Here is a 22,103-nt window from a genome sequence, read left to right as displayed (position 1 = left end):
CGGGAGCAAAAATCACGCGGCCGATTCAAGATCGACGGCGTGGTCGGCCTGCAGCCACGCGAGCGGGTTGTCTGCGTCGTAGAACACCACGCCCGCCTCCGTCTCGTAGGATTTGGTCGATCGAACGGCGTCGGATACCGCCGATTCGTCCGGCTCGTCCGCCCCGTCCGTTGCGGTCGTCTCGGCAGATGGATCAGTGTCGGGCACGCCGTATCACCAACCCGAGATGGGGCCTACAGAGTTAAATCCACCCGGTCGGTGACGGGCGACGACACGGCTCCCGAGCCAGCCGAGTGGTTTATAAACGGAACGGGAAACACGAGGGGTTTTTGACTCCGAGTGCCGAGAAACTTCTTAATGGAACAGGGAACCCTCGGGGAGTTCGGTGGTTCGGAGTCGGCCGGCGACGACCGACCGGAAGCGGAGGCTGCCGCGGTCGCGGGCGGCGAGAGCGGCGAGGACGCACAGGTCGTCGAGATCGACGACGAGGCGTTTCCCGACCCCGACGGCCACGTCGAGTTCGTCGTCACACAGGTCAACTACACGATCGAGGGGCGCGGCGACGACGAGCACGCGGTGTTGCACGTGTTCGGCCGCGTTCCCGTGGCGGACGGCGACGATCGGGTAGCACACGCCCGCGTCCACGGCTTCCGGCCGTATTTTTACACTCCGGTCTCGGACCTCGATATCGCCACGGACGCCGAGGAGCCACTCACGGACGCCGACGTCGTCGACTCGCGACTCGATCATGAGCGCCTGACCGGGGTCGAGACCTACGGCGACCGGGCGGCCGACGGGGTCGACACCGGGGACCACGACGACCGGGAACTGGTCGTCTACGAGTCGATCCGGGGGGAGTCGCTTCTGAAAGTGTTCGGCCAGACGCCCCGCGACGTCGGGGAGCTGCGGGACCGCTTCGATCACTACGAGGCCGACATTCTCTTTCCGAACCGCCTGCTCATCGACAAGGACATCACGAGCGGCGTCCGGGTGCCGACCAGACGGCTCGACGACGGGAGCCTGAAGATCCACCACACCGAGATCGAGCCGGTCGACGTCGAGGCCGAGAGCCGCGTCCACACGCTGGACATCGAGGTCGACGACCGCCACGGGTTCCCCGAGGACGGCGAGCAGACGATCATCAGTCTGACGGCTCACGACTCCTACCGCGACGAGTACGTGGTCTGGCTCTTCGAGGATGAACGGGAGGGAGTGGCCGCCCCTGACGAGATTTCTAGCTACGAACCGATCGGCGACGACGACCCCGATATCGAAGTGCATCGGTTCGGCAACGAGGCCGAGATGCTCGCCGATTACCTCGAGTACGTCGACAGGACTGATCCAGATCTATTGACGGGCTGGAATTTCACGGATTTTGACGCGCCGTACCTCATCGACCGGATCGACCGTCTGGCCCACGAGCACGACCGCCTCGACTCGGATCGGCTCTCGCGGGTGAACGAAGTTTGGGACTCCGGGTGGGGCGGCCCGAACATCAAGGGCCGCGTCGTCTTCGATCTCCTCTACGCCTACCAGCGGACGCAGTTCTCCGAGCTCGACTCTTACCGCCTCGACGCCGTCGGCGAGGAGGAGTTGGGCGTCGGCAAGGAGCGCTATCCCGGCGATATCGGCGATTTGTGGAGCGACGACCCCGAGCGACTGCTCGAGTACAACCTCCGGGACGTCGAGTTGTGCGTGGAGTTGGACCGCAAACAACAGATCGTTCCCTTCTGGGAGGAAGTCGCCACCTTCGTCGGCTGTAAACTGGAGGACGCCACGACGCCCGGCGACGCGGTCGACATGTACGTCCTCCACGAGATCCACGGCGAGTTCGCGCTCCCGTCGAAGGGTCGACAGGACAGCGAAGAGTACGAGGGCGGGGCCGTCTTCGACCCGATCTCGGGAGTCAAGGAGATGGTGTCCGTGCTGGATCTGAAGAGTCTCTATCCGATGGCGATGACCACCATCAACGCCTCCCCGGAGACGAAGGTCGACCCCGACGCCTACGACGACGAGACGTACGTCGCGCCCAACGGGACCCACTTCCAGAAGGAGCCGGACGGGATGATCCGGGAGATGGTCGACGAACTGCTCGAGGAACGCGAGGAGAAGAAATCGCTGCGGAACGAGAACGACCCCGGTACGGACGCCTACGAGACCTACGACCGACAACAGGCGGCCGTCAAGGTCATTATGAACTCTCTCTACGGCGTTTTGGGGTGGGATCGGTTCCGACTGTACGACAAGGAGATGGGCTCTGCGGTGACCGCAACGGGGAGAGAGGTGATCGAGTTCACCGAGGCGGCGGCGAGCGAACTTGACAAAAATGTTATATATGGGGACAGCGTATCGGGAGACCGGCCGGTAGTCGTTCGGGACCCTGACGGTACGATCCGTATCGTTCCGATTGAGGCCCTGTTTGACCGCGCCGAAAAACGGCCCGATGACCGCGTATTCGTCGCGGCGGACGGTGACACACAAATTGACGATGGGTCCCGAAAGGAGTTTGCCGACCTCGATGGCTGGGACGCGCTGTCGCTCTCCGAGGAGGGGACGGCTGGATGGCGGCCGATAGAGCGGGTTATTCGGCACCGGACGGACAGACCCGTCGTCAATCTCCAACATAAATTCGGCGAGTCGACGACGACGCGGAACCACTCGTATATCGTTGATGATAACAGCAAATATGTCGAAGCGACGCCGGAGGAAGTCGATGAACCGCTTCGAATACCGGACCTACCTGCCGAGACCAGAAACGACGCTATAGACGTCTACGAGGTTCTCTCCGGCTACGAGCGCGAATACGAGGACGGACGTGGTACCGGAGGGACGACCATCAAAACGAAACGAGTTCACGCAAACGACGAGTACGTCTGGTTCGGTCACGATCACTACGGCGAACTCGACTCGACGGTCAAAGTCAAGCGGTACATCCGACCTGGGACTCAAGAGTGCGTGTCGCTCTGTCGGCTGCTCGCCGCCTACGTAACCGAGGGAAGCGCGACGACGAAAGAGACGTCGGATTGTAGATACGGTGCCAGCATCGCCGAATCCCGGCGTAGGTGGCTCGTCGGCCTACGGGACGATTATTATCGCCTCTTCGAGAACACCACCGCGAGCGTCATCGATAACGACAGTAGCGATGAGCGAACGATCGAATACCGGACGGACCACGGTGATACGGCAGTCAGTTACGACGATGGGACGAAGAAACTCCAGATGATGAATGAACTTGCGGCCGTATTCTTCCGCGAGTTCGCAGGGCAGACATCCCGAGAGAAGCGGCTCCCGTCGTTCGTGTATCACCTGCAGGACGACGAACAGGACCTGTTTCTCGAAACGCTGATCGAGGGTGATGGTTCCCGTGAATTCCCACGGTATTCCGACGCATACGCCGAACGGAACTTCGATTTCGAGACGATAAGCAGGGAACTGGCGGCCGGATTATCGATGCTTCTCATCCAACGCGGAAAGAAACACTCGTTGAAATATCGGGACGCCAAGGACAGTTACACGATCCGGACTGTCGACTCCTACCGGCGGGGTCGGGATCCGGTTCTCCGTGAGGTCGATCATGATGGATACGTCTACGATCTGAGCGTCGCCGAAAACGATAATTTCGTCGACGGTGTCGGCGGCGTCGTCCTCCACAATACTGATTCAGTCATGCTGGAACTCGAACACGACATCTCGAAGGAGGAGGCCATAGCGCAGTCCTTCGAGATCGAGTCCCACATCAACGACGCCTACGACGAGTTCGCCGAGCGGTTGAACGCGACCACGCACCGCTTTGAGATCGAATTCGAGAAGCTCTATCGGCGGTTCTTCCAGGCGGGCAAAAAGAAGCGGTACGCCGGACACATAATCTGGTCCGAGGGCAAAGACGTCGACGACATCGACATCACGGGCTTCGAGTACAAGCGCTCGGACATCGCGCCGATCACGAAGGAGGTACAAAAAGAAGTCCTCGAGATGATCGTCACGGGGGCGGACCGCGAGGAGATCAAATCCTACGTCGGCGAGGTCATAGAGCGCGTGCAAACGGGCGACGTGAGCCTCGACGAGATCGGGATCCCGGGCGGCATCGGCAAGAAACTCGACAACTACGAGACCGACACCGCCCAGGTCCGGGGCGCGAAGTACGCGAACCTGCTCTTCGGGACGAACTTCGCCAGCGGGTCGAAGCCCAAACGGCTCTACCTGGAGAAGGTCCACCCCTCCTTCTTTAGAGCAATCGAAGAAGAAAAGCGGCTGGACCCGTCGGTCGACCAGTTGTACGGGGAGTTCAAACGGGAGGCCGAAAGCGGCGAGGCAGTCATCTGCTTCGAGTTCGACGACCAGGTGCCGGAGGCTTTCGAGGTCGACTACGAGAAGATGCTCGATAAGACCCTCAAGGGGCCGATAGCCCGCATCCTCGAAGCACTCGACATCTCGTGGGACGAGGTCGAAAGCGGCCAAGAACAGACGGGGCTCGGAAGCTTCATGTAAACCGATCCGTGTGCCGTGGTGTCTTTCCACAAAGAAAAATATTTTTTTGAATCAAAAAGGCAATTGGCGCTGAACCCGAAACTATTATGGACATCACGGTACCACACTAGAGTAGACGACACAATGGCCACATTAGAACTCAAGAACCTGCACGCGTCCGTGGCGGAAGACGGCGGCGAATCGATTCTCCGTGGCGTCGACCTCGAGGTCGACTCCGGGGAGATCCACGCGCTGATGGGGCCGAACGGCTCCGGGAAGTCGACGACAGCAAAGATAATCGCCGGCCACCCCGCCTACGAGGTAACCGACGGCGAGGTGTTGCTCCACATCGACGAGGACGAATTCGAAGGCGTCGAGATCGGCGAAGACCAGCGCACCTGGAACCTGCTCGACCTCGAACCCAACGAGCGCGCCGCGCTCGGGATCTTCCTCGCCTTTCAGTATCCCGCCGAGATCGAGGGCGTCACGATGGTCAACTTCCTTCGAACGGCGCTGAACGCCAAACTCGAGGAGCGCGAGGAACTCTTCGAGGGGGAAACCGAGGACGGGGACGAGGACGAAGACGAAGCCGGCTACGACACCTCCCCGATGGAGGGTGACGTCGACGAGGGTGAGGTCGGTGTGGCCGAGTTCCAGGAGATCCTCCAGGAGACGATGGAGGTTCTCGACATGGACGAATCCTTCGCACAGCGGTATCTCAACGCGGGCTTTTCCGGCGGCGAAAAGAAGCAAAACGAGGTGCTGCAGGCGGCCCTCCTCGAGCCTTCGATCGCGGTGCTCGACGAGATCGACTCGGGGCTGGACATCGACCGACTTCAGGACGTCTCCGACGGGATCAACGCCCTTCGCGACGAGCAGGGCACCGGAATCCTCCAGATCACCCACTACCAGCGGATTCTCGACTACGTCGAACCCGATCACGTCCACGTGATGCTCGACGGGCAGATCGCCAAGAGCGGCGACGCCGGACTCGCCAAGAAGCTCGAGGACAAGGGGTATGACTGGGTCCGAGAGGAAGTCTACGAGGCAGCGTAACCACGAACAGTTACGCACAACCCTATAAGCATTCAAACGTAATTACAACACATGAGTTCCGAAGAACACCTACAAGAGACCGACACCGAAGCCCGATTCGAATTCAAAAAAGAAGAATCCTCGGCCTTCGAAACTGCGAAAGGCCTCACCGAGGAAACCGTCCGCGTCATCTCCGAGGACAAAAACGAACCCGAATGGATGCTTGACCGGCGCCTCCGCGCCCTCGAGCAGTTCCAAGAGATGCCGATGCCGACCGACTGGCCCGGCCAGCCCGACCTCAGCGAAGTCGACATCGACGAGATCGTCCCCTACATCCGACCCGACATCGAGGCCCGCGGCGGCGCCGACAACTGGGACGACCTCCCCGAGGAGATCCAAGACACCTTCGACAAACTGGGCATCCCCGAAGCCGAAAAGAACGCCCTCTCCGGCGTCGGCGCCCAGTACGAATCCGAAATCGTCTACCAGAACATGCAGGAACGCTGGGAGGACAAAGGCGTCATCTTCTGTGACATGGACAAAGCCGTCCAAGAACACGAAGAGATCGTCCGAGAGTACTTCATGACCAAATGCGTCCCCCCGAGCGACAACAAATTCGCCGCACTCCACGGCGCCATCTGGTCCGGCGGCTCCTTCGTCTACATCCCCGAAGACACGACCGTCAATATGCCGGTGCAGGCGTACTTCCGGATGAACTCCGAGGGCATGGGCCAGTTCGAACACACCCTCATCATCGCCGAGGAGAACTCCGAAGTCCACTACATCGAGGGCTGTTCGGCGCCGAAATACTCCGCGTTCAACCTCCACTCCGGTGGCGTCGAAGTGTTCGTCAAAGAGGGCGCTCACGTCCAGTACTCGACGGTGCAAAACTGGTCGAAAAACACCTACAACCTGAACACGAAACGCGCCATCGCGGAAAGAGACGCCACGATGGAGTGGGTGTCGGGATCGATGGGGTCGAAAGCGACGATGCTGTACCCCTCGACGATTCTGAAGGGGCCGGGCGCGACCGACAACCACATCACCATCGCGTTCGCGGGCGACGGACAGAACATCGACACCGGCGCGAAGGTGTATCACAACGCGCCGAACACGAAATCGACAATCGAGTCGAAGTCGATTTCGAAGGACGGCGGCCGGACGAACTACCGCGGGCTCGTCCACATCGCCGACGGCGCCGAGGACGCCTCGACGTCCGTCGAGTGTGACGCGTTGATGTTCGACAACGAGTCGACGTCGGATACGATGCCGTACATGGAGATCGAAGAGTCGAAAGTCGACGTCGCCCACGAGGCGACCGTCGGGAAGATCGGCGACGAGGACGTGTTCTATCTCCAGTCGCGGGGGCTGGACGACGACGACGCCAAACAGATGATCGTCGCCGGGTTTATCGAACCGATCACCGAGGAGTTGCCCATCGAGTATGCGGTCGAACTCAACCGGCTCATCGAGCTCGAAATGGAGGGCTCACTCGGATAATATGTCCACGCAGGTACACGCATCCGTCGACGAAGCGACGGTCAGACAGATCTCCGAGGAGCTTGGGGAGCCAGACTGGCTGCTCGAAACGCGGCTCGACGCACTCGGCGCGCTCGAGGAGGTCGAGTTCCCGGACGTCATCCAGACGCCCGGCCGCAAGTGGACCAACCTCGAGGACCTCGACTACGACGCCTTGGTCGACCCCCTAGAGGCGGCGGAAAAAAAAGACCAAGTCGGCCCGGACGGGGTCGAAGTCCTGTCGTTCTCTGAGGCGGTCGACGAGCACGGCGACCTCCTCGAGGAGTACTTCGGGAGCGTCGTCGATCCCGAGTCGAACTACCTGACGGCGCTGTCGACGGCGCTTTTCACGACCGGCACGGTCGTCTACGTCCCGGAGGGTGTGGACGCCGAGGACGTGACGATCCGGACGACGATGAACTCCCGGTCGCTGTTCAACTACACGCTCGTCGTCGCCGAGGAGTCGTCGTCGGTGACGATTCTAGAGCGACAAGAGTCCGGCGACGACGTCGACGGGAACCGCTACTACAGCGCGATTACGGAGATCGCGGCCCACGAGAACAGCTACGTGCAGTTCGGGAACCTTCAGGACCTCGACGAGACGACGTACGTCTACTCGCTGCGGGAGGCCGACATCGACACCTACGCGACGGCCAACTGGATAGAGTGCAACGTCGGCTCGCACCTGAGCAAGGCCTCCGTCGAGAGCCACCTGAACGGCGACTCCTCGGAGTCGAAGATCGTCGGAGCCTTCTATGGCCACGACGACCAGCACTTCGACGTCGACGCCCGGGTGTGGCACGACGCCGAACACACGACGGCCGACCTCGTCACGCGCGGCGTCATCGACGACGTCGCCCGGTCGGTGTACGAAGGCGTCCAGCACGTCGGCACCGATGCCTGGGACACGAGCTCCTACCAGCGTGAGAACACGCTGATGCTCTCCGACGAGAGCGAGGCTGACGCGTCACCGAAACTGATCATCAACAACCACGACACCGAGGCCTCCCACAGCGCGACCGTCGGACAGGTCTCGGAGACGGACATGTTCTATATGACCTCCCGCGGGCTCACCGACCGGCTGGCCCGGAACATGCTCGTCGAAGGGTTCTTCGTCCCCGTCTTCGAGGAGATCGAAGTCGAGGAACTACGCGATGACCTGCGCGATCGGATTCAGGATCGGCTCCACGCGCGAGACTGACTGGAGCGGGCCGCCGGCCCCGTCTTTGCTCACTTTTTGACCGGCGACGGGTACGCTTATGTTCGTGGATCCCTCAACATCGATATGGACGCTCCGGAGGGATCGACGCGGTGAGCCTTACCCACCCGGTCGCCACGGATCACCAACTCGCGCGGCTTCTCCAGATCGGAATGGTCCTCGAGGAGGTAGTCGAGGCGCGCGCTCACAAGCATCACGAGGCGCTCGGTGAGAAGGCATTAGACCACGACGTCGTCAATCTCTTGCAGGGGGCCGCCGAGGAGTCGGCCGAGCACCGAGGGCGTCTCGAATCCCTGGTAGACGGACTCGACGCCGATCCAGTGGCCTACGAGGAGATCGAGGCGCTCGTCGCCGCCCAGTACGAGTCGGACACCGACTTCGACGGGGTGCTGTACGATCAGCTGTGCAACGAGGAGACGGCGTACAAGTTCTACGACGACCTGATTACGGCGATCGAGGGATCGGACATCGAGTTCACGATCGGCCGCGAGCGGTTGCTCGAGACCCTCCGGGAGATCAGACGCGACGAACGGGACGGAGTGGAGGACGTGACGGCACTCATGGAGCGACGAGAATGAACACGCAAGCGCAGTACCTCAAGACCATATATCTCGTTCAGGACGAAACCGACGGACCGGCGTCGACGGGGGATATCGCCGACAACCTCGGCGTCAGCCCGGCGAGTGCGAACGAGATGATCGGAAAGCTCGAGTCGCGGGGACTCGCCGAACACGAAAAGTACAAAGGCGTCTCATTGACGGACGAGGGGCTCGGACGGGCCCGCGACGCGCTGCAGACGTACTGTATCATCGAGCGGTTCCTCGTTGAGGTCCTCGAAGTCGAGGAGTTCCAGGCCGAGGCCCGCCAGCTCGAGAGCGTCATCGACGAGACGGTCGCCGAGCGGCTCGATACGATCATCGACCGGGCCGAGTGCTGTCCGGACTGCTTCGACGCCGAGACGGACGCGTGCGAACTGCTCGAAGTCGACGTTCCCACGGAACCCGCCGACTGAGCGCCGAAAGGGTAAGGCTATTGTGCCGGAGCGTTTTAGATCAAGATGAAGTCCCGTGGTGTAGTGGCCAATCATATGGGCCTTTGGAGCCCATGACGGCGGTTCGAATCCGCCCGGGACTATCCGTGGCGAGGAGAGGCTCCTGGCGCTTGCCCTCGTGTTCAGATACGCTGATTCCATGCGAAAGCAACGGATCTGAGCCACTTATCAGCAGTTTCTGCTTTGGCGTTGCTGAAACAGTTTGAGAAGCTGGTAGTTCTGCGTGTTACCTCGCGAAAGACACGTTCGACGCTGTTCCGATCTCTATGTCGTTCGTATCTGAAGCCGAGGTCGTGTTTGTCACAGGCTCGGTGAAGCGGAACCGCTTCATCGACGAGAAAGATCGCGTCATCCACGTCGTGTTTGTCGCGGAGTTCCGCGAAAAACTGATCTGCGACCACGTTCGTTCTTCTCGGTTCAAGCTTTGTATGAAGTAAATCGTTTGAATCCGGATCGACAGCGGCGTACAGCCAATATTGTTCATCGTCAAGTTGAATCACGGCTTCATCGACCGCAACGTGATTCGGGCACCGACCAGATTCCGGCTGTAAATCGGCCTCGTGAACCCAGCTGTGAACGGTGGATCGACCCCGGTCAACACCGAATACCTCAAGAAACGAAACAGTATTCGAAAGCGATAATCCTGCGAGATGGAGCTGCATACTGGGCTTCATCAACAGCTTCGGTGTTGCTTCTCGCTCCACGAACTCTACGTTGATCTCGTCTAAACAGCCGCTGAGGCGGTCGTTTTCGGGCATAAATCAGTTTGAAAACGCACCGCCTCACCTTTCAATCCGTATTTGAACACCGTCGCGCTTGCCGGCCCAACATTCATTATGACGTGAGTAGAACATTTGTGTATGCGACAGACACTGTTATCGCTCGCGGCGCTCGTGGCCTTGGTCCTGTTTAGTGGCGTCGCTGCTGCCGAGGCTGGCGACCCGACCGAGCTGGTTCCCTTCCTCGAGGAGTTAATCAACTCGCTTCAGAACCTCCTCGACATGATTACAGCCACGTGATCACTCCGTCCGGTAGCTCAGATACTCGACGGATCGCTTCTCGACGTACGCTCACAGGTCGTCTCACCGCTGACGAAGCTCTTCACCCATGACGCACACCCAGCGGCTCGAGACCGTCCGCTCTGCACTCGCGGAGCGTGGTTACGACGTCGGCGACCGCGGCGGCGCGACGATCGCCGTCCCGACCGGCCGGACCGACCGGATCGGCGTTCCGGGGTCGCTCTCCGTCGTCGTCGGCCGTCCGGACCCGACCGCACTCCTCGAGGCGATCGGCAGCGCCGCCGCTGCCGGGCGAACGGCACTTTTCGTCGCCCACCCGGCGGACGCGGCGGCGATCCGGGGGATACTGACCGATCCACCCGGGGTGGCCGACCAAACCGAGCGGGGTCGCACCTTTTATAACACCCCTGACCGCCTCCCGGCTGGCGATGCGGGGCTGGCCTGCTGTCGCGCCGACGACCCTCCGACGTGGCGAGCGGAACCGGCCGACGGGGTGACCGGCGAGGGGACGCGGTTCGTCCTCGAGGCCGACGGCGAGGCGGCTGCCGCCGTCGGGACGCTCGAGGACCTCTCGTGTCCGTCGGCCGACGCCTTCGAGTATGCCTACCGGCGAAACGGGGACGGCCGGTTTCGGGTCCAGAAGCGCTCGACGGGTCGAGTCGTCGGCCGGTTTCCGTCGGTCCGGGAGCTGAAGGCCAACGCCTACCAGCCGGTTCCAGCACCGCTCGTTCCGGAGGCCGTCGTCGACGGTCACCTCCCGGAGGCGTGGGCGCTCGCGACCGTCGACGGTGGACGCGTGGCGCGCATCGAGGGCGCCTGAGCCGAGGGGTGGCTCTCACTTGGCCCGTTGAACTCGCGTTCCGGCCTGCTCACAGCTCCGGGACGGTCAGGTTGAACGATCCGTCCCGTGCTTCGACCAGACAGAGGTGATAGCCGTTCGTCCGCGAGAGCTTGACGTAGCTCCGGTATCGGCTCCGGCTGAGGAGGCTGGAACTCGTCGCCTCGCCGACCACCGACATCGCGTCCGACTCGAAGTAACTCGACGTGATCGCGACGGCGCCGGCGAGCGTCTCGTGGGCCGCACAGACGTCGGCAGCGTCGGCGACGAACGGCTCGACCGCGTCGGCGTACGTCGGGTCCCGGCCCCGGTCGAACGCCCCGACGACGAGGGGATGTCCCGACTTGTCGCGGGCGACGAGATCGAAACCGATCTCGCGGCCCTCGGTGCCGTCGCCGACCGCGATCGTCTCCTCGAAGCCGATTCGGTCGACGTCGGGGAGGGCATCGTAGAGCGGCCTGACTGCTTCCAGGTGGTTGGCCGAGCGGATCTCGAAGAGCAACTCCGTCGTTAGCCATTCGACGAACGCGTAGGCGTCGGAGGCCCGCAGCCACGTCTCGAAGGGCTCGCCCTCGACGGAGACGGCCTCGTCGTCGAAGGTAGTGTGATACTCGATGTGGAGGTTCGAGACGACCGCCTCCCGGTCGGCGCCGTCGTGGGCATCCGAGAGCGTTCCCTCGCCGCGGCTACGCTGGCGGACGAACAGACGGGTCTCGGCGAGGGCCGCCTCGGGCGACAGCGACTCTGCTGTGGACGCGTCCGCCGTTTTGACCCGCCGCCGCAGGTCGTCTCGGTCGGCCCGGAGTGACTCACATTCCGCCTCCAGCTCTTCGATCCGCGCGTCGGCCGCCGCGAGGTCGGCCTCCAGCTCCTCGATTCGGATCTCGTATCGTTCGATTCGGGCGTCGTCGTCCTCGCGGTCGAGCGTCGCCCTCTCCGATGGGTCGGGAGGCGCGTCCGTCGTCGCCCCTCCGGCAGTCGCGTCGGACGCCGTCGACTCCGTCTCGTCGTCGGCTATCGCGGCGACCGAAGTGCCGTCGCGGTCGTCCCGTCGTGCGTCGTCACCCGTCGCCCCGTTCAGGCCCGTCTCCTCGTCGTCCGGCCGTTCCCCGTCGCCGCTCGCCCCTTCGTCGGTGGCGGGTTCGTCTCTCGCCGTCTCGACACCGGCACCTCCCGGGATATCGCCCTCGGCGCCGGGCTCTGACTCTGTGCCGTCCGCCTCGACGCTGGGCTCTGACTCTGTGCCGTCCGCCTCGACGATGGCGTCCTCTCCGGTGTCGGCGTCCGGCTCGTCGTCGCGTTCAAGCCACGACGTGTCCACCTCGAGTTTCGTCTCCGTGCCTCCGGCCGTATCCGAATCCGCTTTGCCCGCCGCATCGGCGCCGGAGCCGTTATCAGGGTCCGAATCCGCCGTACCGCCGTACCGGCTCGGTCCCGAACCGGCTCTCGACGCAGACGCCGACTCCGCGTCCGGCGGTGGGTCCGAATCCGGCCCCGAATCCGAACTCACAGTTTGGCCGGCGTCCGTCTCTATGTTCGCGTCCGCGTCCAGCCCCGCATCTGCTGTCGGCGCCGGTTCGGGCTCGGGGCCTGGCTCGGGTGGCGATTCCGGCTCCGGAACGTCCGGACGGGAGAGCTCGACCGCGACGACGTCGTAGATACCGACCTCGCCTTCGGCTCTCGATTCGGCCTCCTCGCCGACGAGGAGCTGCTCGGAGCCGACGAAGGCGACGTGCTCGACCGCGCCGTCGACGTAGACGTAGTAGTAGTCGCCGCTCAAGACGTTCTCCGAGAGCTCGACGTAGCCAGTAAACCCCCCGCCGGAGAGCGTCTCGTCGACCGCCGACAGCGGCGTGTCGTCGGTGAAATACGTGCCCCGAACGTCGCCGCCGAGCGCCAACATCGCCGCGACCGTCGCGACGCCCGCCGTCGGCGCCTCGTGCTGTCGGCCGGTCGCGCCCTCGAAGGCGTCGACGTCGCCCGGCCGCGGGTTGACGTCGAGATCAGCGACGGCGGTGAGCGCCTCGCCGTCGCGGAGAAACAGCCACGTCCCGTCGGCCTCGATCGCGCCGTCGAATCCCCGCGATTTCAACGCGCCGATCCCGCCGAACCCACCGTCGAACGGAGCGGTGTCCCAGTCGTCGACAACGGAGTGGGCGTCCATACCTACGTCCTCCCGCAGGACGGTCATATAGCTACCGGGCGATCCCGGCTCGACGCCGGACGATCCCGCCCCCAACCTCGGACGATACGTCTCACCGTCGGGGCGTCGTGTCCCGACGCCGGAGCGTCCCGAAGGCCCCGCTCTACATCCCCATGTCTTCGGCGTCCGCTGGAATCGGCAACGCCGAGGACGAGACGCCGAGCAGTTCCGCGGCGTGATCGAGCGCCATATCGAACCCGTAGTAGCGCTCTAGTTCGTCGCCGTCGGCGCTCGGCCGCACCTTCAACATGGCGTATCCCTCGATGTTCTGTGCGACGGCGGCCGTCCGGCCGTCGGTCTCGAAACGCAACAGCCGCTCGCCGTTTCGCTCCTCGTAGCGGGCGGCGATACCACCCGATTCGGCCTCTGACATACCGGGGCATAGGTCCCCCCGGTTGCCAAACTACCGGTCCCGGCCGCACGGGCCGGTGGCTCTTTGTCCCCCCCGCCGGGAGCCGAAGCATGGAGTGGCTCACGAGCGGCCTCCGGCGAGACGTCTGCGTCCTACTGTACGGCGGCCAACGCCGCGCACAGACGCTCAAATCCGCGATCGAGGCGCGCTACGACCGGCGGGTCAAGCCGGATCGGTTCTACGGCGCCCTCGACGCGCTCGAATCGAGCGGGTTCGTCGACACGCACGTCGAGGGGCTGGAGGACGTCTACTCGCTGACCGACGCGGGTCGACAAAGCGTCGAGACCCACGCCGAGTGGCTGTGCGGGCGCGTCGACCCGGGGAGTGACGCCCGAACGGGCGAAGACGGTGACACGTAGTGAGCGGGGGGGACGTTTGACGAGCTTCGTCCGTGAGTCGCATGTGGCGCAACATGTATCAATAGAGAGTCTGTACTGTCGGGTATGGCAACTGACGAAGCGCCCGAGGAAACGAAAGTCAGTGACCGAGGGATGGTCACGATCCCGGCGTCGCTCCGTCGCCGTTTCGACATCGAGGCCGGTGACAAACTCCGCTGGGCCGTCGACGACGAGGGGACCCTTTCTGTCGAGGTCGTCAAGCAGCGATACGGCGCCTTCGACGACTTCGAGCCGGTGTCGATGGGTGGCGATGGGCCCGAAACCCACGACCTCGCCGGGCACGAGGACGACCCTGCATTCTCGGAGACGAACTGATGGCGGTCGCAGTCGTTGACACGGGCGTGCTCGTCGGGATGGCGGACATCGATGATGAACACCACGACGTCGCGATGGAGATCGTCCGCGAGATGGACCACGGCAACCTCCCGACGGGGCGGGTGACGAACTACATCGTCCTCGAAACGCTGAACTGGATACACAACCGGAAACGGCACTCGAAGGCCGTTGAGACCTACGAGCGGCTGAACCAGTCCGCTGGGTTCGAGGTACTGCACGCGGCCCAGAAGGACTTCCCCAGCGCCGTCGACCTGTTCCAGACCTACGAAGGGCTGTCGTTCGGGGACGCGACCATCGCCGCCTACATGCAGCGAGAAGGGATCGAGTACCTGTACTCGTTTGACGACGATTTTGATTCGCTTGACGGCATCACACGCCTGGAGACGGCCGACAACCCGTTCAAATAGGCTATGTCACCGGACCGAATACCACTGAAAAGGTGGATCGCGTCCTCGTGGTGTTTGTCGTCCTCATCAGCTCTAGCGTAGAACGCGCCGGTGTCGATGAACACTGGTGTTGCGCCTGCTCCGCTCATGTCGATTCCTTGCCGTACAAGACCTCATCAACGTTCTCGGACACGTCTGACTCGCCCGACGCGCCTGGTTCGAACTCCCAGAACGAATCTTCCGGGTCAACGCCTCGCGCAGGCTCTTGCTCGTCAACGACCCACCACACGACTCTCCCTGCGGTCTTGCGGCTGGCGACTCTCCCCTGCTCTTCGAGTGTACGTAGCTTTCGGCGAGCGGTTTCTCGGGAGGAATCGAGCGCATCAGCAACATCGCCAGACGTGACCACGGGTCCGTCTACTGTCTCGAAGACGCCGAGTACGTCGTCGAGAGTGACTGTCTCGGTGTATCGGCCGGTGTCTTCGCGTTCACGGGACATACTCGAGGGTTTGGGTTCTCCGGTAAAACACCTGTTGGTGAATGCCTTGTGGTGTACAACATATGGGTACGGAAGATTTAGCTTCAACCCCACGGGGGTTTGTCTGAAATGGGGACGCACGGCAGAAGCGGCTTCGACCGGATCAGACACGCCGGCAGCACGACCGAGCGGGTGCTCCGCCCGGCGGCGGTGCCGGTGTTGGCGGTGCCGCCGGCGGAGGCGGGGCGCTCCTGAGTCTCGGCTGATCCTCGCCCCGCACCGAACCGGCGTGAGTCGAATAGACGTGTATGCATTCTGTGTGCGTACGAGCACGTTCGTCTGGGTCATAGACGACACGAAAGAATGCCAAAGTGCCTGAAGCGAGCGGACGAGACGTTTGACGAACTCCTCGAACGCATTGCGAAGAGCGAGAAGCCCATATGTATCGGCGCGTGGAGTAAAGACAATTGTGTTTTCTGCGCCCGCAGAGGCGCATTCTGACCTTCGTCGAAGCATTGGTCTCTGATATTAGAGCCCAAAGTATTATTGTACAGACTATTATAGTTCTACTTCTAACTTCGAAACACGTACGTTCTCCCCGCCACGACTAGGAGTATGGACCAGTTCGTCAATCGCCTCGATGAACTCGACCGGTTGCAGGCCCTCTACGAGAGTGACGCTGCAGAACTCGCCATTATCTACGGGCGCCGCCAGATCGGCAAGAGCGAACTCGTCCGCCAATCGATCGCCGACCGCGACGATGCTGTGTACTATCAGGCAGTCCAAGGAACAGCGACGACACAGCTCAGGCGATTCGTCGAAGCAGCAGCGACGACCTATCCAGATATCACAGCCCGCAAAGAGGAATGGGAACCGCTCTTGACGTATCTCACCGACAGAGACGCCATCATCGTTATCGACGAATTCCCGTACCTCATCGAATCGAACGAGGGGCTTCCGTCGGTCATTCAACACCTGTGGGACACAGCTGTCGACGAGAGTCAGGCAACGCTCGTACTCACAGGCTCTGCAATCGGTATGATTCATACCCACGTCCTCGATGGCGGTGCGCCACTCTACGGCCGGGTATCTCGGACACCGGATGGCCGTCTCGAACTCGCCCAACTGCCGTTTCGCTCCATCCAAGAGTTCGTGCCGACGTACGATCCCGAAGAACGGGTGTTCGTCTATGGCGTCTTTGGCGGCACCCCCCGATATCTCAGCCCACTCGATCCATCACAGAACCTTGGAGAGAACATCACGCGGCTGCTGTGCGACCCGGATTGCCCGCTCCACGACGAGCCCGAGACCGTGCTTCAGACGGAACTCAACGAGGTAAACACGTATTTCTCCGTACTGGAATCGATGGCCAGCGGGAACCGCAGTCGAAACGAGATCGCTCAGAGAGCTGGCATCGAGAGCACCAACACGTCGTACTACTTCGACCGGCTGGACACGCTCCAGATCATCGAGAAACACCATCCGGCACTCGCCGATCCGACACGCAGCAAGCGGACGCGATACAAGATTCAGGATCCAGTGTTCCGGTTTTACTTCCGTTATCTCTACGGTCGTGGAGGCCAATACGAACTGTACGGCGAGAACGCCTACGCGGATCTCATCGAACCGGAATTACCCGACTTCGTCAGCGAAACATTCGAATCGCTCTGTCACCAGGCGGTGCCGGCGCTTTATTCAGACTATCAGCTCACACAGGTGCCCCGCCAGTGGTGGTACAAGCGCCGGGAGGTAGATGTCGTCGCCCCAACTGATGAGTCAACGCTCATCGCCGGCGAAGCGAAATTCACCAGCACGCCCCTCGGCTATGATGTGCTTTCGAATCTCGAAGACGACGTGGAGCACATCGACTGGACACCCAATAGAGGCGATGAGCCGACATATGAATTCGCCCTGTTCAGTCGTTCTGGCTTCAAACGCTCCGTTGAGGAAGCTGCAGACGAGCGTGATGACCTCCGGCTCTTCGATCTCTCCGATATCGTTGCCATTCTCGAGAGTGACTGACGCAAATCTTGAATCGATTGCCGTGTTGAATAGCGACCTCTGAGCAAAGGTGTAGCGACACCGATCTTGTGACCACCGGCATCTGCTCTCTATAAGCGGTAGTGTTCAGATAAGCTGATTCCATGCGAAGGCGAATGATCGAAGCCAATTGTCGGCGGTATCTGCTTCGGCGTTGCTGAAGCAGTTTGAGAAGCTGGTAGTTCTACGTTTTATCTCTCGAAAGACACGTTCGACGCTATTCCGATTTCCATGTTTTTCATATTTAAAATCGAGACTGTGACGGCGGCAAGCGTCCTTCAATGAGTGCGAGCCATCGATGAGAAACACGGCGTGTTCTACGTCGTGTTTCTCGCGGAGTTCAGCAAAGAACGCGTGAGCAATTACGCTGTTTGTGGTTGGTTCAAGCGTTGTGTATAGCAATTCGTTTGTTTCAGGATCGACAGCCGCGTACAGCCAATATTGTTCATCATTGAGCCGGATCACCGTCTCGTCAACGGCGACGTGATCCGGATTTTGACCAGACTCAGGCTGTAGATCTGCTTTCTGAACCCAATTATGCACAGTTGACCGAGCACGATCGACACCAAATAGTTCAAGAATAGAAACAGTATTCGAAAGTGATAATCCAGCGAGATGGAGCTGAATACTAAGCTTCATCAGAAATCGTGGTGTCGCTTCTCGTTCAACAAACTCTAAGTCGATCTCGTCTAAATTGTCGTTGAGGCGGGCGTTTTCTGGCATAGACACTCAAAAAACGCACCGCCTCACCCTTCATCCTTATCTGAACACCGCCCTATAAGCCGACTCAAATTCCAACTGTCCGGGCCAATACCGCTATTCAATACAGCAGAGTGATCCAGTCGCGACGATCGACGCGGATCCGCTTCAACCCCACAAGGGTTCTTGTGAGGTACCCCGCGCACGGTGGCGCGGGGCGTCCGTGTTTACCCGAACAGTTCGTTCGCGATCGTGTTCCGCAGCACCTCGCTGGTGCCCTCGTAGATCTCGTTGAGCTTGGCGTCGCGGTAGAAGCGCTCGGCGGGGAAGTCCTTCGTGTAGCCGTAGCCGCCGTGGATCTGGATTCCCTCGTTGGCGACCTCGCGGGAGACCTCGGAGGCGTAGAGTTTGGCCTGGGCGGCCTCCTTGACGAAGTTCTCGCCGTCCATCTTCTTGTCCGCCGCCGAGTGCATCAACAGCCTGGCGGCGCGGGTCTTCGTGTCCATGTCGGCGAGTTTGTGCTGGATCGCCTGGAACTCGGCGATGGGATTGCCGAACTGCTCGCGCTGTTGGGCGTACTCGGTCGCCTCGTCGAGGGCGGCCTGGGCGATTCCGACCGAGCGGGCCGCGATGGTGATTCGGCCGCCGTTGAGCGTCTTCAGCGCGTGGACGAAGCCGCGACCCTCCTCGCCGAGGCGGCGCGACTCGTCGACGTGGAGGTTCTCGAAGCGCAACTCGGCGGTCGGACAGCCCTTGTCGCCGAGTTTCTCCTCGGTCCCTTCGACGATGAAGCCGTCGTCCTCCTCGGGGCGGACGACGAACGAGGAGATGCCCCTGTTGCCGGCCTCGGGGTCGGTCTTCGCGAAGACAATCACGGTGTCGGCGACCGAGCCGTTCGAGATCCAGAGCTTGCCGCCGTCGATGACGTACTCGTCGCCCGCCTTCTCGGCGGTGGTGTCCATCGCCGGGACGTCGCTGCCCGCCCCCGCCTCCGAGAGCGCGAACGCGCCGATGTCCTCGCCCAGCGCCATGGGTGTGAGGTACTCCTGTTTTTGTTCTTCGTTTCCGAACGCGTAGACCATGTTCCCCGCCAGCGAGATGTGGGCGGCGACGATGGTGCCGAGCCCGCCCGACCCACGGGAGATCTCCTCGAGCGCCGCCGGGTAGGCGTGATAATCGAGCCCCGCCCCGCCGTACTCCTCGGGGAACGGCATCCCCATAAGCCCCAGCTCGGCGAGCTCGTCGATGACGTCGGCCGGGAATTCGTCTTCTTTGTCGATCTCGGCAGCCACGGGGACGATCTCCTCGTCGACGAACTCCGCGACCATATCGGTGATCTGTTTTTGTTCCGCTGTGTAACTGAAATCCATGTAGATCCGTTCGACCCTCAGTACTTTACAGTTGCTCTCCGTTCGAGGGGGACGGACCGCCCGGCGAGGCCCATCGGGACGTCGGCCCCGGCGGGGTCGTCCACCGGCTACCCGCCCGGGTGGATGTGCGCGAGGAGTAACCAAGACGACGCCAGACGTACGTCGACCGTCCGCGGGCCGACCGGAGTCTCGTGTTCCCCCACGGGATCAGCTCCACCGCTCTGGTCGGCCCGTGGACAGCAGAGCAGCCGAACGTGCCCGACTTCCTTCGACGGCCGCAGCCGCGGTGCTCCTCCCGCGGGCGTCCCCCCAGCCGCCCGCCGCTTACCTGTCCGCCGGCGGGTTCAACTCGCGCCCGAACTCGTCGAACTGTTCGAGGTTCTCGGGGAGGTCGTACTCGAGCTGTCGGCCGCCACGTCCGTCGGGGTGGTCGCCGCTGATCGGGTCTGCGACGTCCTCCCAGCCCGGCTTGATCCGGACGCTCTGTGCGGGTTGGCCCACGACGACGTGGTGGGCGGGTACGTCCGACTGGACGACGCTGCGCGCGCCGACGATCGCGTTCTCGCCGACCCGACAGCCAGCCCGCACCATCGCGTCGAACGTGACGCGGACGTCGTCCTCGAGTATCGTGTGGTAGTTGTCGACCGCGGTCTGGTCGACGATGTCGTGGTCGTGGCTGTAAACGTGGACGCCGTCGGAGACGGAGACGCGGTCGCCGATCGTCAGCGTCCCGCGGTCATCGAGGTGGACGTCGTCGTGGATCACGACGTTGTCGCCGACGGAGATGTTGTGGCCGTAGGTGAACGTGATGCTCTTGAAGAAGCGACAGCCCTCGCCGCACTCCGCGAAGAGGTGCTCGGCGAGCATCCGCCGGAACCGGAGCGCGAACTCGACGTTGTCGGCCATCGGCGTCGCGTCGAACTGCCGCCAGAGCCACTGGAGGTGCTTCGAGCGCTCGAAGGCGGCCTCGTCCTTCTCGGCGTAGTACTCGCTCTCGATCGTCGCGTTACAGGGGTCATAGCCCTGCAGCCGGACCCGTTCGGCCGCGGAGACGTCCTCGCCGGCCTGCCATCGCTCGTACGCTCGCCGGTCCCCGTGGAGGTCGACGAGGACGTCCTCGACGACCGCGCAGGTGTCCTCCTCGCCCGAGAGCCGGCGGTCGACCTCCTCGATGAAGGCGCCGAGGCCGTCCTCGGCGTCGGCCGGCAACGAGACGTGGCGCTTCGTCATACCCGTCTTCAGGACGGCGTGGTTGTTAGGGGTTGCTGTTGTGAGCAGCGCACACGATCGACGGGGGTTTTTAAGGGTGTCCGCCCGGCCCGGACGGGCCGCGTGGGTGCGTACCTCCGGCCGCCTCGCTTTTTACGTCGGCGCGGACCGCTCCGTCTCGGAGCGTGCGTTCGCCCTGACGGCGATCGGCCCCCACTCGTCCGGGGGCGTGGGATCGACCGCGAGGGATAAGTGGGTCAAAACACAACGCGTGTGTATGAACTACCGAACGCTCGGGACGTCCGGCGTCGAGGTCTCCGAAATCGGCTTCGGCGCGTGGGTCGTCGGCAGCGATTGGTGGGGCGACCGAAGCGACGAGGAAGCCATCGATATGGTCCGCTACGCCATCGACCGCGGTATAACCTACTTCGACACCGGCGACGTCTACGGTCACGGCGACTCCGAGGAGCTCATCGGCCGGGCCGTCGAGGGGTACCGCGACGACGTCACCGTCGCGACGAAGGTCGGCTACGATTTCTACAACAACCCCCAGGCGGGCCACGGCGAGTTGCCCAAGGAGATGAACCGGGCGTACCTCGAAGACGCCTTCGAGAAGTCGCTTGACCGCCTCGGTCTCGACCGGATCGACGTCCTGCAGCTTCACAACGCCAACGTCGAGGAGGTCGACGCGGACGTCCTGGAGTTCCTCGACGAACTGAAGGAGGCGGGCCGCATCGACGCCGTCGGCTGGGCGCTCGGCCCCTCGATCGGCTGGCTCGCCGAGGGCGACATGGCCATCGAAGAGGAGTTCGACTCGGTCCAACTCGTCTGGAACGCCTTCGAACAGGAGGTCGGCAACCACTTCCTCGAGACGATCGACCGCACCGGGTCGACGACGAGTCTCATCCCGCGCGTCCCCCACTCCTCGGGGCTTTTGAACGAGCAGGTCCGTCCGGAAACGGAACTCGCCGAGGGCGACCACCGCGCGTACCGCCCCGACGAGTGGTACGAGACCGGCTGGGAGAAGATCGAGACACTTCGCTTTCTGGAACGCGACGGCGAGCGGACGATGTCCCAGGCGGCGCTTCAGTGGCTCCTGTATCACGATTCGGTCGCGACGGTCACCCCCACGTTCCGGACCCGCGAGGACATCGACGAGTGGGCTGCCGCGAGCGACGTCCCCACGCTCTCCGCCGAGGAGTACGAGCGCGTCCAGGGGCTCTACGCGGAGAACTTCGGCATCGACGGCGACGACGGGATGGACGCGCTGCGGTCGTCGGTCGGCGGCGAGGACATAGACACGGCAGGTCTCGACAAGGAGTCGGCCGGTAGCTAGGCCGAGACAATCGGTCAACGGACGCTGTCACGATTATAAGATCCCTGGATAACCCTCGCTGCGCCCCCGGACCGTGCGCCCGCCGCGGG

At 62.5% G+C, this 22,103-nt stretch carries 22 protein-coding genes and 1 tRNA gene; 15 read left to right on the top strand and 8 right to left on the bottom strand.

Annotated elements, in window-relative coordinates; translation table 11 throughout:
* Positions 1-12 precede the first annotated feature (12 nt).
* Positions 13-207: a DUF7331 family protein gene (locus NMLP_RS03380; protein WP_015408727.1), complete on the bottom strand. Its 195-nt coding sequence runs from the start codon at positions 205-207 to the stop codon at positions 13-15.
* A 150-nt stretch (positions 208-357) separates the two neighbouring features.
* Here NMLP_RS03380 and NMLP_RS03375 point away from each other — a divergent pair, with 150 nt between their 5' ends.
* From NMLP_RS03375 to NMLP_RS03345, 7 genes are all read left to right on the top strand, one after another.
* Positions 358-4,488: a DNA polymerase domain-containing protein gene (locus NMLP_RS03375; RefSeq protein WP_015408726.1), complete on the top strand. Its 4,131-nt coding sequence runs from the start codon at positions 358-360 to the stop codon at positions 4,486-4,488.
* Positions 4,489-4,611: 123 nt separating this feature from the next.
* A complete protein-coding gene (locus NMLP_RS03370; protein WP_015408725.1) occupies positions 4,612-5,523 on the top strand; it encodes an ABC transporter ATP-binding protein in 912 nt (303 codons plus the stop codon).
* Between the two features lie 51 nt (positions 5,524-5,574).
* Positions 5,575-7,002: a Fe-S cluster assembly protein SufB gene (sufB, locus tag NMLP_RS03365; protein WP_015408724.1), complete on the top strand. Its 1,428-nt coding sequence runs from the start codon at positions 5,575-5,577 to the stop codon at positions 7,000-7,002.
* A 1-nt stretch (position 7,003) separates the two neighbouring features.
* Entirely contained in the window at positions 7,004-8,221 is a 1,218-nt protein-coding gene (sufD, locus tag NMLP_RS03360) for a Fe-S cluster assembly protein SufD (protein WP_015408723.1), read from the top strand.
* Positions 8,222-8,331: 110 nt separating this feature from the next.
* A complete protein-coding gene (locus NMLP_RS03355) occupies positions 8,332-8,817 on the top strand; it encodes a hypothetical protein (protein WP_015408722.1) in 486 nt (161 codons plus the stop codon).
* Positions 8,814-9,251, top strand: coding sequence for a metal-dependent transcriptional regulator (locus tag NMLP_RS03350; RefSeq protein ID WP_015408721.1), 438 nt, complete (start codon positions 8,814-8,816; stop codon positions 9,249-9,251). The genes NMLP_RS03355 and NMLP_RS03350 overlap by 4 nt, the downstream gene beginning before the upstream one ends.
* 49 nt (positions 9,252-9,300) lie before the next feature.
* A tRNA-Gln gene (locus NMLP_RS03345) sits at positions 9,301-9,373 on the top strand.
* Between the two features lie 39 nt (positions 9,374-9,412).
* On the opposite strand, the gene NMLP_RS14105 is transcribed toward NMLP_RS03345, so the two are convergent.
* Positions 9,413-10,048: an IS6-like element ISNamo11 family transposase gene (locus NMLP_RS14105; RefSeq protein WP_015408720.1), complete on the bottom strand. Its 636-nt coding sequence runs from the start codon at positions 10,046-10,048 to the stop codon at positions 9,413-9,415.
* A 102-nt stretch (positions 10,049-10,150) separates the two neighbouring features.
* Between NMLP_RS14105 and NMLP_RS15355 the strand changes: the two genes are divergently transcribed.
* The gene (locus NMLP_RS15355; RefSeq protein ID WP_015408719.1) at positions 10,151-10,309 is read left to right on the top strand and encodes a hypothetical protein; all 159 of its coding nucleotides are present in this window, start codon (positions 10,151-10,153) and stop codon (positions 10,307-10,309) included.
* 88 nt (positions 10,310-10,397) lie between these two features.
* Entirely contained in the window at positions 10,398-11,129 is a 732-nt protein-coding gene (locus tag NMLP_RS03340) for a hypothetical protein (RefSeq protein WP_015408718.1), read from the top strand.
* A 49-nt stretch (positions 11,130-11,178) separates the two neighbouring features.
* Here NMLP_RS03340 and NMLP_RS03335 read toward each other — a convergent pair whose 3' ends face one another.
* The gene (locus tag NMLP_RS03335) at positions 11,179-13,311 is read right to left on the bottom strand and encodes a DUF7527 domain-containing protein (protein ID WP_015408717.1); all 2,133 of its coding nucleotides are present in this window, start codon (positions 13,309-13,311) and stop codon (positions 11,179-11,181) included.
* A 142-nt stretch (positions 13,312-13,453) separates the two neighbouring features.
* On the bottom strand, positions 13,454-13,723 hold the full coding sequence (locus NMLP_RS03330) for a DUF7111 family protein (protein ID WP_015408716.1): 270 nt from the start codon (positions 13,721-13,723) through the stop codon (positions 13,454-13,456).
* A gap of 89 nt (positions 13,724-13,812) precedes the next feature.
* Between NMLP_RS03330 and NMLP_RS03325 the strand changes: the two genes are divergently transcribed.
* The 3 genes from NMLP_RS03325 (at position 13,813) to NMLP_RS03315 (ending at position 14,903) form a co-directional block, all read left to right on the top strand.
* On the top strand, positions 13,813-14,121 hold the full coding sequence (locus NMLP_RS03325; protein WP_015408715.1) for a PadR family transcriptional regulator: 309 nt from the start codon (positions 13,813-13,815) through the stop codon (positions 14,119-14,121).
* Positions 14,122-14,205: 84 nt separating this feature from the next.
* On the top strand, positions 14,206-14,475 hold the full coding sequence (locus NMLP_RS03320) for an AbrB/MazE/SpoVT family DNA-binding domain-containing protein (protein WP_015408714.1): 270 nt from the start codon (positions 14,206-14,208) through the stop codon (positions 14,473-14,475).
* Positions 14,475-14,903, top strand: coding sequence for a type II toxin-antitoxin system VapC family toxin (locus NMLP_RS03315; protein ID WP_015408713.1), 429 nt, complete (start codon positions 14,475-14,477; stop codon positions 14,901-14,903). Before NMLP_RS03320 ends, NMLP_RS03315 begins: the two co-directional genes overlap by 1 nt.
* Before the next feature lie 124 nt (positions 14,904-15,027).
* On the opposite strand, the gene NMLP_RS03310 is transcribed toward NMLP_RS03315, so the two are convergent.
* The gene (locus tag NMLP_RS03310; RefSeq protein ID WP_015408712.1) at positions 15,028-15,381 is read right to left on the bottom strand and encodes a hypothetical protein; all 354 of its coding nucleotides are present in this window, start codon (positions 15,379-15,381) and stop codon (positions 15,028-15,030) included.
* Positions 15,382-15,489: 108 nt separating this feature from the next.
* Between NMLP_RS03310 and NMLP_RS14100 the strand changes: the two genes are divergently transcribed.
* Complete coding sequence (locus NMLP_RS14100; RefSeq protein ID WP_084260774.1) at positions 15,490-15,615, top strand: universal stress protein; 126 nt, start codon at positions 15,490-15,492, stop codon at positions 15,613-15,615.
* A gap of 360 nt (positions 15,616-15,975) precedes the next feature.
* Positions 15,976-17,382, top strand: a complete 1,407-nt coding sequence (locus NMLP_RS03305; protein WP_015408711.1) for an ATP-binding protein — start codon at positions 15,976-15,978, stop codon at positions 17,380-17,382.
* Between the two features lie 105 nt (positions 17,383-17,487).
* On the opposite strand, the gene NMLP_RS14095 is transcribed toward NMLP_RS03305, so the two are convergent.
* The 3 genes from NMLP_RS14095 to NMLP_RS03295 form a co-directional block, all read right to left on the bottom strand.
* Positions 17,488-18,123 (bottom strand): IS6-like element ISNamo8 family transposase, encoded by a 636-nt coding sequence (locus NMLP_RS14095; RefSeq protein ID WP_015408710.1) that lies wholly within the window; start codon positions 18,121-18,123, stop codon positions 17,488-17,490.
* A 203-nt stretch (positions 18,124-18,326) separates the two neighbouring features.
* The gene (locus tag NMLP_RS03300; RefSeq protein WP_015408709.1) at positions 18,327-19,469 is read right to left on the bottom strand and encodes an acyl-CoA dehydrogenase; all 1,143 of its coding nucleotides are present in this window, start codon (positions 19,467-19,469) and stop codon (positions 18,327-18,329) included.
* A gap of 324 nt (positions 19,470-19,793) precedes the next feature.
* Positions 19,794-20,699, bottom strand: a complete 906-nt coding sequence (locus tag NMLP_RS03295; RefSeq protein ID WP_015408708.1) for an acyltransferase — start codon at positions 20,697-20,699, stop codon at positions 19,794-19,796.
* A gap of 256 nt (positions 20,700-20,955) precedes the next feature.
* Between NMLP_RS03295 and NMLP_RS03290 the strand changes: the two genes are divergently transcribed.
* Positions 20,956-22,014 (top strand): aldo/keto reductase, encoded by a 1,059-nt coding sequence (locus tag NMLP_RS03290; protein ID WP_015408707.1) that lies wholly within the window; start codon positions 20,956-20,958, stop codon positions 22,012-22,014.
* Positions 22,015-22,103: the final 89 nt, after the last annotated feature.

The sequence above is a fragment of the Natronomonas moolapensis 8.8.11 genome, assembly GCF_000591055.1.
In the GTDB taxonomy this organism is placed as follows: Archaea; Halobacteriota; Halobacteria; order Halobacteriales; family Haloarculaceae; genus Natronomonas; species Natronomonas moolapensis.
This window is presented reverse-complemented; position numbering and strand designations above follow the sequence as displayed.